General features: G+C 76.1%; 8 protein-coding genes. All 8 read right to left on the bottom strand.

What is annotated here, in order from left to right; genetic code table 11:
* Window positions 1-93 precede the first annotated feature (93 nt).
* A complete protein-coding gene (gene murC, locus GYH36_RS17575) occupies window positions 94-1491 on the bottom strand; it encodes a UDP-N-acetylmuramate--L-alanine ligase (RefSeq protein ID WP_081772328.1) in 1398 nt (465 codons plus the stop codon).
* A gap of 77 nt (window positions 1492-1568) precedes the next feature.
* The gene (gene murG, locus GYH36_RS17580) at window positions 1569-2723 is read right to left on the bottom strand and encodes an undecaprenyldiphospho-muramoylpentapeptide beta-N-acetylglucosaminyltransferase (protein WP_162290521.1); all 1155 of its coding nucleotides are present in this window, start codon (window positions 2721-2723) and stop codon (window positions 1569-1571) included.
* Window positions 2724-2798: 75 nt separating this feature from the next.
* Entirely contained in the window at window positions 2799-4151 is a 1353-nt protein-coding gene (gene ftsW, locus GYH36_RS17585) for a putative lipid II flippase FtsW (RefSeq protein WP_115942413.1), read from the bottom strand.
* A gap of 12 nt (window positions 4152-4163) precedes the next feature.
* On the bottom strand, window positions 4164-5612 hold the full coding sequence (murD, locus tag GYH36_RS17590; protein WP_115942412.1) for a UDP-N-acetylmuramoyl-L-alanine--D-glutamate ligase: 1449 nt from the start codon (window positions 5610-5612) through the stop codon (window positions 4164-4166).
* Entirely contained in the window at window positions 5612-6694 is a 1083-nt protein-coding gene (gene mraY, locus GYH36_RS17595) for a phospho-N-acetylmuramoyl-pentapeptide-transferase (RefSeq protein WP_162290522.1), read from the bottom strand. Before mraY ends, murD begins: the two co-directional genes overlap by 1 nt.
* Window positions 6691-8127 carry a UDP-N-acetylmuramoyl-tripeptide--D-alanyl-D-alanine ligase gene (locus GYH36_RS17600; RefSeq protein ID WP_162290523.1) on the bottom strand — a complete coding sequence of 479 codons (1437 nt, stop codon included), beginning with the start codon at window positions 8125-8127 and terminating at the stop codon, window positions 6691-6693. Before GYH36_RS17600 ends, mraY begins: the two co-directional genes overlap by 4 nt.
* Window positions 8124-9788: a UDP-N-acetylmuramoyl-L-alanyl-D-glutamate--2,6-diaminopimelate ligase gene (locus GYH36_RS17605; protein ID WP_024840624.1), complete on the bottom strand. Its 1665-nt coding sequence runs from the start codon at window positions 9786-9788 to the stop codon at window positions 8124-8126. Before GYH36_RS17605 ends, GYH36_RS17600 begins: the two co-directional genes overlap by 4 nt.
* A 112-nt stretch (window positions 9789-9900) precedes the next feature.
* Window positions 9901-11802: peptidoglycan D,D-transpeptidase FtsI family protein (locus GYH36_RS17610; RefSeq protein WP_162290524.1), on the bottom strand; the 1902-nt coding region annotated here is incomplete at its 5' end.

Raw genomic sequence — 11802 nt, forward strand, 5'->3', positions numbered from 1 at the left:
CCGGGGTCCCGTTCTGCGGGCGGCCCGCCCGCTCGCCGCCGCCCGACCGCGACGGCCGCGGCGCGGCCGGACGGGGCCGCGGCGGCGGGCGCATCAGGCCTCGCCCCCGGCAGGTGCCGCGGCGCCGTCGGCGCGCTCGGCGATGCGGGCGAGGACGACGTCGCCCAGCTCCGTGACGTCGCCGGCCCCCACGGTGAGCACGAGGTCGCCCGGGCGCGCCGCGTCGGCGACCCGCCGCGCCGCCTCGACCCTGTCGTCCACCGCGGCCACGACGACGGCGGAGCCGTCCATGAGGTCCGTGATCGTGCGCGGGCCGACCGTCGGGTCGGGCTCCTCGCGCGCGGCGTACACGCCCGTCACGACGACCTCGTCCGCGCCGCCCAGCGCGCGCGCGAACTCGCGCGCGAACGTCGCGGTGCGCGAGAAGAGGTGCGGCTGGAACAGCACGAGCACGCGCCCGCCGGCCGCGACGGGCCGGGCGGCGGCGAGCAGCGCGGCGACCTCCGTCGGGTGGTGCGCGTAGTCGTCGACGACGCGCACGCCGCCCGCGCTGCCGCGCTCCTCGAACCGGCGACCCGTGCCGAGGAACCCGTGGGCCGCGGCGACCGCCGTGCCCGGGTCGACGCCCAGCACGACGGCCGTCACGACGGCCGCGGTCGCGTTGAGCGCGTTGTGGTGGCCCGGCACGCGCAGGCGCAGCTCGAGCCCGTCGAGCGTCGCGGGGCCCACGGACCCGGCGAGCATCGCGCGGACGCCCGGCCGCCCGTCGTCGTCCGTGGGCGCGACGTCGAAGACCCGCACGTCGGCGTCGGCGGACGCGCCGTACGTGACGACGGCGCCCCCGTCGCGCGCGTGCGCCGCGGCGAGCGCGCGGGCCCCGGCGTCGTCCGCGCACGCGACGAGCGTGCCCCCCGGGACGATCCGGGCCGCGAAGTCGACGAACGCCTGCTCGAACGCGGCGCGCGACCCGTAGTGGTCGAGGTGGTCGGGCTCCACGTTGGTGACGACGGCGACGTCGGGCGCGTAGTTGAGGAACGAGCCGTCCGACTCGTCGGCCTCCGCGACGAGGACGTCGGAGCCCAGGTGACCGCCCGCGACCGGCCCGTCCGCGGTGAGCACGGTGCCGCCGATCGCGAACGACGGGTCGAGCCCCGCGCCGCGCAGGACCGTGGCGATCATCGCCGACGTCGTCGTCTTGCCGTGCGCGCCCGCGACCGCGACCGACCGGCCGCGCGCCATGAGCGACGCGAGCGCCTGCGAGCGGTGCAGCACGCGCAGCCCCGCGGCGCGCGCGGCCGCGAGCTCGGGGTTCGACTCGCGCACGGCGCTCGACACGACGACCGTGTCCGCGCCCGCGACGTGCGCCGCGTCGTGGCCCACCCAGACGCGCACGCCGTCGGACCGCAGGGCCGCGAGCGCGTCGCTCTCGCGCGCGTCCGAGCCCTGCACGCGCACCCCGTGGGCGGCGAGGAGGCGCGCGACCACGGACATGCCCGCTCCCCCGACCCCGACGAGGTGCACCGTGCCGAGCTCCCCGAGCGGCACGGGTCGCGCGACGTCCCGGCGGGTCACGAGCGCGCCCCGCCCTGCCCGGCCGCGGCGACCGCGTCGGCGACGAGGTCGGCGACCCGCGCGGCGCCGTCGCGCACGCCCGCGCCGGCGGCGGCGCGGGCCATGCCGTCGAGCCGGGCCGGGTCGCCCAGGAGCGCCGGGACCTCGCGCGCGACCCACGCCGCGTCGAGCTGCGCGTCGTCCACGAGCAGGCCACCGCCCGCGGCGACCACCGGGCCGGCGTTGAGGCGCTGCTCGCCGTTGCCGATCGGCAGCGGCACGTAGACCGCGGGGATGCCGAGCGCCGCGAGCTCGTTTACCGTGCCCGCACCCGCTCGGCACACGACGACGTCGGCGACCGCGAGCGCGAGCTGCATCTCCGCGAGGTACTCGCGCACGTCGTACCGCGCACCGGGGTGGGCCGCGACGGCGGCCGCGGCGGCGTCGCGCACCGCCGCGTCCTTGCCCTTGCCGGTGAGGTGCAGCACCTGGGTGCCTGCGCCGAGGAGCGCGTCCGCGGCTCCGGACACCGCCTCGTTGAGGCTCTGCGCGCCGAGCGACCCGCCCGTCACGACGAGCGTGCGTGCCCGCGGGTCGAGCCCGAGCCGCGCGGCGGCGTCGGCGCGCACGGCGTCCGCGTCGGCGGCGCGCGCGGTCACGAGGTCCTGGATCTCGCGGCGCAGCGGCAGCCCGGTGACGACGCCGCCCTTGAGCGGCGTGCCCTCGAACGTCACGCCGACGCGCGCGGCCCACCGGGCGCCCAGGCGGTTCGCCAGGCCGGGGCGCGCGTTCTGCTCGTGGATGACCACGGGGATGTCGCGGCGTCGCGCGGCGAGGTAGGCGGGGGTCGAGACGTAGCCGCCGAACCCGACGACGACACGCGCGCCGGTCTCGTCGATCGCCGCACCCGCCGCGTCGACCGCCGACCGCAGCCGGCCGGGCAGGTTGACCCACTCGGCGCTCGGGCGCCGCGGCAGCGGGACGCGCGGCACGTACCGCAGCGGGTACCCGCGCGCCGGGACGAGGTCGTCCTCGAGCCCGCCTGCCACGCCGAGCGCGGTCACCACCACGCCGGGCTCACGCGCCCGCAGCTCGTCCGCCACCGCGAGGAGCGGGTTCACGTGCCCCGCCGTCCCGCCGCCCGCGAGCACCACCGAACCGATCGTCGTCACGTACCTCGTCGTCCTTTCCCTGCGGCAGCCGCCGCGTCCTGTCTGTGGTCCGAACCGCCCGTGCCGGGGGCGGGCTCACCGCGTCCGGCGCCGGGGCGCCGCCCGGCCGACGACGGCGAGCGAGCGGCGCACGACGCTCCCGCGCGCGGCGAGGGCCTCGGCCGCGCCGGGCTCCGTCCGCGCGAACGAGATGAGCACGCCGAGCGCCGCCATGGTCATGATGAGCGCCGAGCCGCCCGCGGAGACGAGCGGCAGCGGGACGCCGATCACGGGCAGGAGCCCGATGACGACGCCGATGTTGATGAACGCCTGCCCGACGATCCAGCACGCGATCGCGGCCGTCGTGATCTTCACGAACGGGTCCGGGTGGCGCCGCACGATCCGGCTCGTCGCGACCCCGACGATGACGAACAGGCCGAGGACGAGGAGCGTCCCGAGCAGGCCGAGCTCCTCGCCGATGACCGCGAAGATGAAGTCGTTGTGCGCCTCGGGGAGGTAGCTCCACTTCTCCCGGCTCGCACCGAGCCCGACGCCCGTGAAGCCTCCCGTGCCGAGGGCCCACAGCCCGTGCCGGGACTGGTAGCACTCGCCGAGCGTGTCTGTGCACTCGCGGTACGTCGCGAGGATGCGCCCCAGCCGGTCGCCGCCGTCCTGGTTGAGGATGAAGACGTACGCCACGACGAACGCGGCGACCGCCGCGCCGAGGGCGAGCAGCCGCCCGTCGGCGCCCGAGACGAAGAACGCGCCGGCGACGAGCGCCATGACCACCAGGGCGGTCCCGAGGTCGTGCCCGGCGAGCACGAGGCCGATCACCAGGACGGCGACCGGGACGGCGGGCACGACCACGTGCTTCCACTGGCCGAGCAGCCGCTGCTTGCGCCCGAGCACCGCGCCGAGCCACAGCGCGAGGCCGAGCTTGGCGACCTCGGCCGGCTGGAACGTGAACACGCCGAGGTCGATCCACCCGGCGTTGCCGTTGACGCTCTTGGCGAGCGGGGTGAAGACGAGCATCTGCAGTCCCAGGGCCGCGACGAGCGCGGGCCACGCGAGGCGCTTGTACCAGGCGACCGGGATCCTCGTCGCGACCAGGAGCACGGGCAGGCCCATGAGCGCGAACTTCGCCTGGTCGAGGAACGCGTCGAACGGCGACTTGCCCGCCGCGATCTGCGTGACCGCCGAGCTCGAGAACACCATGACGAGACCGACGATCGTCAGGAGCGCGGTCGCGCCGACGAGCAGGTAGTAGCTCGTGACGGTGCTGTTCCACTGCCCCAGCCACGGGCGCTCGGTGCGCGCGGGCGTCGTGCGCGGCCGCCCACCGGTGCGCGCCGGCGACGTCCCCCGGGCGCGCGACGACGTCCGGCCCGCTCCCGCGCGCGGGGTCGTGCGCGTCGACGGCGCCCCTCGTCCGTTCGCGGTCTGTGTCATGGCCGGCCCGGCCTACCCGTGGTCGGGGCGCAGCGCGCGCGCCGCGTCGGCGAAGGCCTCGCCGCGCTCGGCGTACGAGCGGAACTGGTCCATCGACGCGCCCGCGGGCGCGAGCAGGACGGTGTCGCCGGCCTGGGCGAGGCGGCGCGCGGAGTCGACGGCACGGGTCATCACGGTCCCAGTGTCGCCAGGATCGACGCGGACCACCGGGATATCGGGCGCGTGTCGGGCGAGCGCCCCGGCGAACGGCTCCGGGTCGACGCCGATGAGCACGACGGCGCGCAGGCGGTCCGCGCGCGCGACGACGAGCTCGTCGAACGACGCGCCCTTCGCGAGCCCGCCCGCGACCCACACGACGGTGCCGGGCGCGAACGCGGCGAGCGACGCGGACGCCGCGTGCGCGTTCGTCGCCTTCGAGTCGTCGACGTACGCGACGTCGTCGACGACCGCGACCTGCTCGATGCGGTGCGAGCCCGTGCGGAACGCGCGCAGGCCGTCGCGCACCGCGACCGCCGGGACGCCGTGGGCGCGCGCGAGCGCGGCCGCGGCGAGCGCGTTCGCCACGACGTGCGCGGGCACGACGCCGTCCGCGCCCGCGAGGTGCGCGAGGTCGCCGAGCGTCGCGAGCTCGGCCGCGTGGGAGTGCCGGTCGGGCGCGTCGGCGGGCGCGTGGAACGCGCGGTCCACGAGGACGTCCTCGATCACGCCGAGCTGGCCCCGCGCGGGGGCGCCGAGCGTGAAGCCGACAGCTCGCGCGCCCTCGACCACGTCGGCCTCGCGCACGAGCGCCTCGGTGCGCGGGTCCGCGACGTTGTACACGCACGCGACCTGGGCGTCCTCGAAGACCCGGCCCTTGTCGGCCGCGTACGCGTCCAGCCCGCCGTGCCAGTCGAGGTGGTCGGGCGCGACGTTGAGCACCGCGCCGGCCTCGGGCGAGGTCGTGTGCGTGAAGTGGAGCTGGAAGCTCGACAGCTCGACCGCGAGGACGTCGAGCGTGGGGTCGAGCACGGCCTCGACGACCGGCGTGCCGACGTTGCCCACGGCCGCGGCGCGCAGCCCGCCGGTGCGCAGGATCGTGTCGAGCATCTCGACGGTCGTCGTCTTGCCGTTGGTGCCGGTGACGGCGAGCCACGGGGCGGGCCGCCCGGCCGGGCCGTCGACCCGCAGGCGCCAGGCGAGCTCGACCTCGCTCCACACCGGCACGCCGCGCTCCCCCGCCGCGACGAGCAGCGGGTGGCTCGGGGGCCAGCCCGGCGACACGACGACGAGGTCGGTCGCCGCGAGGTCGACGTCCGCGGCGTCGCGCAGGTCCGCGTCGTCCGCGCCGGAGTCCACCGTGACGACGGCGGCCGCCCGGGTCGCGAGCGCCGCCGCGGCGGCACGGCCGGACACCCCGAGGCCGGCGACGACGACGCGCGCGCGGTCGAGCGGGACCGCGAGGTCGTGCGGGTCGCGCGCCACTAGCCGACCACCCACTCGGCGTAGAAGATGCCGATGCCGAGCGCGGCGAACAGGCCGGCGATGAGCCAGAACCGGATGACGATCGTGACCTCGCCCCACCCGGAGAGCTCGAAGTGGTGGTGCAGCGGGGCCATCTTGAACACGCGCCGGCCGGTCATCTTGAAGAAACCGATCTGGATGACGTCGGAGAGCACGATGATGACGAACAGGCCGCCGACGATGAGCGCGAGGAACTCGGTGCGCGTGAGGATCGACAGGCCGGCGAGCGCGCCGCCGAGCGCGAGCGACCCGGTGTCGCCCATGAAGATCTTCGCGGGGCTCGCGTTCCACCACAGGAAGCCGAAGCACGCGCCGACGATCGCCGCGGCGACGATCGCGAGGTCCTGCGGGTCGCGCGTCTCGTAGCAGCTCGGCCCCACCGACGCGAGGCGCTGGCACGTCTGGTTGAGCTGCCAGATCCCCACGAGCACGTACGAGCCGAAGACGATGAGCGAGACGCCGGTCGCGAGGCCGTCGAGCCCGTCCGTGAGGTTCACCGCGTTCGACCACGCCGTGATGAGGAAGTTCGCCCACACGACGAAGAGGACCAGGCCGACGGTCGCGCCCGCGAACGCGAGGTCGAGGTTGGTGTCGCGCAGGAACGAGATGCGCGTCGAGGCGGGGGTGCGGCCGTGCTCGTTGGGGAACTGCAGCGCGAGCACCGCGAACGCGATGCCGACCGCACCCTGGCCGACGATCTTCGCGCGCGCCGTGAGGCCGAGGCTGCGCTGCTTGCGGATCTTCGTGAAGTCGTCGAGGAACCCGACGATCCCGAGCCCCGTCATGAGGAACAGCACGAGCAGCGCCGACACGCTCGGGAACCGCCCCGACACGACGTAGGACAGCGCCCAGCCGACGAGCGTCGCGCCGATGATGACGACGCCGCCCATGGTGGGCGTGCCGCGCTTGGTGAAGTGCGCCGTCGGCCCGTCCTGGCGGACGAACTGCCCGTAGTTGCGGTGCACGAGGAACCGGATGAACAGCGGCGTCCCGAAGAGGGCGACGAGCAGCGAGACGCCCGCCGCGACGATGATCGCGATCATGCGTGGTCCCCTCCCCGCGCGGTACCCGCCGCGGCGAGCTCGTCGCCGAGCCGCCACAGCCCGGACCCGTTGGAGGCCTTCACGAGCACGACGTCCCCTTCCCGCAGCTCCTCGCGCAGCAGCGCGGACGCGGCCTCGACGTCGGGCACGAAGCGCGTCTCGTCACCCCACGACCCCTCCTGGGTCGCGCCGTCGTGGATGCCTCCGGCACCCTCGCCGACCACGACGAGCAGCTTGACGTTCAATCGGACCACGAGCCGGCCGATGTCGTCGTGCGCGACGCGCGAGTCGTCGCCGAGCTCGAGCATCTCGCCGAGCACGGCGACCGACCGGCGGTCGCGACCCGCCATGACGGCGAGCGCCTTGAGGGCGGCGCGCATCGAGTCGGGGTTGGCGTTGTACGAGTCGTCGATGACCGTGATGCCGTCGGGCCGCTCGGTGACCTGCATCCGGTGCGGGCTCAGGGCGCGCGCGTCGGACAGGCGCGCCGCGACGCCGGGCAGCGCGACCCCGAGGCGCAGGGCCGCCGCGGCCGCGGCGAGCGCGTTCGTCACGTGGTGCTCGCCGACGAGCCCGAGGGTCACGCGCGCGCGCCCCTCGTCGGCGCCCGCCGACGCGCCCGGGCGCACGCGCAGCGTGAACGACGCGCGGCCCGTGCGGTCGATCCCGAGGTCCTCGGCGCGGACGTCGGCCGCGGGGATGGTCCCGAACGTCACGACCTCGCCCGGCGCGGCGTCCGCCATCGCGGCGACGCGCAGGTCGTCGGCGTTGAGCACGGCGACACCGCCCGGCGCGAGCCCCGTGACGATCTCCGCCTTCGCGCGCGCGACGGCGTCGATCCCCCCGAACTCCCCGAGGTGGGCGCTGCCCACGACGAGGACGACCGAGACGTCGGGCGGCGCGATGCGCGTGAGGTAGGTGAGGTGGCCGACGCCGCTCGCGCCCATCTCGAGCACGAGGAACCGCGTGGTCTCGTCCGCCTCGAGCACCGTGAGCGGGAGGCCGATCTCGTTGTTGAACGAGCCGCGCGGGACGACCGTCGGGCCCTCCGGGCGCAGGAGCTGGCCCAGGAGGTCCTTGGTCGTCGTCTTGCCGACGGAGCCCGTGACCCCGACGACGCGCAGGTCACCGCGCTCGCGCAGCGTCGCGAGCACGTGGCGCGCGAGCTCGCCGAGCGCCGCCTGGACGTCGTCCACGACGACGCACGGGACGTCGAGCTCGCGCGCGGCGAGCACGAGCGTCGCGCCGGCCGCGACCGCACCCGCGGCGAAGTCGTGCCCGTCGACGTGCTCACCGGGCAGCGCGACGAAGAGCGACCCCGGTCCGACCCGGCGCGAGTCGACGACGACGGGTCCCCCGACCCGGACCGCAGGGTCGGCGGACAGGCGTCCGCCGGTCGCTGCGGCCACCTGCGCCGCAGTGAGCTCGATCATGCGTGGTGCTCCTTCAGGTCGTCGGGGGTGTCGTGGGGCGGCGTCGGCGCGGGGCGCTCCTCGAGCGCGGCGCGCGCCTCGACGCGGTCGTCCAGGGGGTGGTCCACGCCGGCGATCTCCTGCCACACCTCGTGGCCACGGCCCGCGACGAGCACCGTGTCGTCGGGCCCGGCGGCGGCGACGGCCTCCCGGATCGCCCGGGCGCGCGGCGCGACCTCGAGCACGACGACGTCGCGCGGCTCGGCCGCCGCGGCAGCCGCGTCGCGCGCGGCGAGCGCGCCCGGCAGCACCTCGGCGCGGATCGCCGCCGGGTCCTCGCCGTGCGGGTCGTCGTCCGTGACGACGACGACGTCGGCGCCCTCGACCGCGACGCCGCCCATCGTGGGGCGCTTTCCGCGGTCGCGGTCGCCCGTGGCGCCGAACACGACGACGAGCCGGCCCGGCGTCGTCGGCCGCAGCGCGTCGAGCGCGAGCGCGAGCGCGTCGGGGTTGTGCGCGAAGTCGACGACCACGCGCGGGCGGTGCGGCGGCCGCGAGACGACCTCCATGCGGCCCGGCACGGCCGGGGCCAGGCCGCCGCCGGCGTCGAGCGCCGCCTGCAGGTCGCGCGCGTCCGTCCCGGCCTCGAGCACGAGCGCGAGCGCGAGCGCCGCGTTGGCGACGTTGAAGGACCCGGGCAGGGACGTCGTCGTGCGCAGGACCCGGCCGTCGCGGTGACGCAGCGCGAACGCCGTCCCCCCGGCGACGAGCGGCTCGACGTCGGTGACCGTCCAGTCGGCGTCCGCGCCCTCCCCCGCCGCGGAGGGTGCGACGCGCAGCGTCGCGACGGGGATCCGTGCGGCCGAGGCCATGCGCTCGCCCCACGCGTCGTCCACGACGACGACGCCGCGGCGCGCGTGCTCGGGCGTGAACAGCAGCGCCTTCGCCTCGAAGTACTCCTGGAGGTCGCCGTGGAAGTCGAGGTGGTCCTGGCTGAGGTTCGTGAAGCCCACGACGTCGAACACGAGGCCGTCCACCCGGTGCAGCGCCAGCGCGTGGGACGAGACCTCCATCGCGAGCGTGCGCACGCCGTCCTCGCGCATCGCCCCGAGCAGCGCCTGGAGGTCGGCCGCCTCGGGCGTGGTGAGCCGGCTGGGCAGGACGCGGTCGCCCGAGCGCATCTCGACCGTGCCGATGAGCCCGCCCGTCCAGCCGAGCGCGCGCAGCGCGTGGTCGACGAGGTACGTCGTGGTCGTCTTGCCGTTCGTCCCCGTCACGCCGAACGTCGTGAGGTCGTGCGCGGGGTTGCCGTAGACCCAGGCCGCCACGGGACCGAGCAGGGCCCGCGGGTCCGCGGCGACGAGCACCGGGACGGCGATCCCCTGCCCGGCGAGCAGCCGGGCGCCCTCGGCGTCGGTGAGCACGGCGCGGGCACCGCGGCCCACCGCGGCGGGCGCGAAGCGCGCCCCGTGCGCGCGGGCGCCGGGCAGCGCGACGAACAGGTCGCCCTCGTCCGCCGTGCGGTCGTCGGACGCCACCGACCAGACCTCCACGGCGCCCGGCGACGACCCGTCGTCGGGTCCGTCACCTGCGCGGACGTCGAGCCCGAACCGTGCTGCCAGGTCCTCGACCGACCGGCGGGTGGTCGCGGCAGGACGAAGACGGTCGATCGGGGATGTCACGTGTAGAACCTACCGTGCCCGCAGCGGCACCCCGGCAAGGCGGACGGCACCGGGCGGCGCCGCGGCCCACGCTTCACCGGACCTTCACCGGCGGCGGCCCGGACGGTGAGGTTCACCACGTCGTCGGGATGGGCACGTACGGCTCGGTGCTGGGCTGCACGCCCTCGTGCTCGAGCGTGAAGCCCATGATCTCGGAGAACACCGGGGCCGCCACCACGCCGCCGAAGATCGACGAGCGCGGGTTCTTGAGGAAGACCGCGACCGTGAACCGCGGGTCGTCCGCCGGCGCGACGCCGATGAACGACGCCATGATCCCCGACAGCCGGCCGTCCGCGCCGGCCGCCTCCGCGGTCCCCGTCTTGCCCGCGACCCGGTAGCCGGGCACCGCGGCGCTCGACCCGGTCCCCTCCTCGACGACCGACTCCATCATCCGCAGCACCGTGTCCGCCGTCTCCTGCGAGACCACGCGCACCGGGTCGGGCCGGTCCGCCGGCACGAGGTCGCCGTGCTCGTCGGTCGTGCCCGACACGAGGGTGGGCGTCGCGCGCAGCCCGCCGTTCGCGATGGTCGAGAAGACGCTCGTCGCCTGGATCGCGTTGACGGACACGCTCTGGCCGAACAGCACCGCGTACTCCGTGCGTCCGTCCCACTCGTCCGCGGGGTGCAGGATGCCGGCGGACTCCCCCGGCAGGCCGAGGCCGGACTTCTCGCCGAACCCGAACTTGCGCAGGTAGTCGTAGCGGACCTGCTTCGGGATCTGCTCGCCCACCTGCACCGTCCCCGTGTTGGACGACTCGGCGAGGATCCCGGCGAGCGTGAGCCGCTGGACCGGGTGGTCGTGGGAGTCCTTGAACGTCTGCCCGTTCGGCGTCGTGTAGCGGTCGGCGACCTCGAACTGCGTCCCGGCGTCCGCGTAGCCGCCCTCGATCGCCGCGGCCATCGTGACGACCTTGCCCGTCGAGCCGGGGTCGAAGACGTTCGAGACCGCCCGGCTCGCGTGCGCCACGGCGTCCGTCGAGCGGTCGTTCGGGTTCACCGTCCCGGAGTCCGCCAGCGCGAGGACCTCGCCCGTGCGGACGTCCTGCACGACGGCGATCCCGTAGTCCGCGCCCGTCTCGCTCACCGCGCGGTCGACGGAGTCCTGCGCCTTCCACTGCACGTCGCGCGCGACCGTGAGCTGCACGTTGCGCCCGGGCACCGCGTCCACGACCTCGCACCGGCCCGTCGGGATCTGCTGCCCGCCCAGCCCGGCCTCGCACTCGCGCGAGCCGGGCGTGCCGGCGAGCACGTCGTCGTAGGACGCCTCGATCCCGCCCGCACCGGCCTGCTCGGCGTCGACGAACCCCACGAGGTTCCCCGCGACGGTCCCCGCGGGGTACGTGCGCTCGCTCGTCATCGTCGTGCTGACCCAGGCCGAGAGCCGCAGGTCCGCGATCTGGCGCTGCACCTCGGGCGTGACGTCCTTGGCGAGGACGAGGTACCGCGACGTGCCGACGAGGTCCGCCGCGAGCTCGACCGCCGAGCGGCCGAGGAGGGGCGCGAGGAGCTTCGCGATCCCCACGGCACCGCCCTCCTGGAGCGGCTCGCCGTCGACGAGGTCGCCCGGCCGGGGCTCGAAGTCGGCGATCCGCAGGGGGTCCGCCGCGACGGTGTACCGGTCCACGGAGGTCGCGAGCACGACGCCGTCCGCGTCGGTGATGTCCCCACGATGGGCCAGGAGCGTCGAGCTCCGGGTGCGGTCGGCGCGCGCCTCCGCGGCGAGCGCCGGGCCGCGCAGCACCTGGACGTTGACGAGCTGGGCGACGAAGAGCGTGGTGACGAGCCCCGCCACGACGATCAGCCAGCGCTGGCGTCGCTCGGGGCGGCCCGGCTCGCGCGCGGCCCGGGCAGGGCGCGCAGGCGGGCGCCCGCTGCGCCCGACCGACGCCGTGCGGGCCGTCGTGCGGGCCGTCGCGCGGGCCGTCGTGCGGGTCGTCGTCGCGCGTCCGCGCGGCGTCCCGGCACGGGCCGAGCC

The organism is Cellulosimicrobium composti (assembly GCF_010287905.1).
Taxonomy (GTDB): domain Bacteria; phylum Actinomycetota; class Actinomycetes; order Actinomycetales; family Cellulomonadaceae; genus Cellulosimicrobium; species Cellulosimicrobium composti.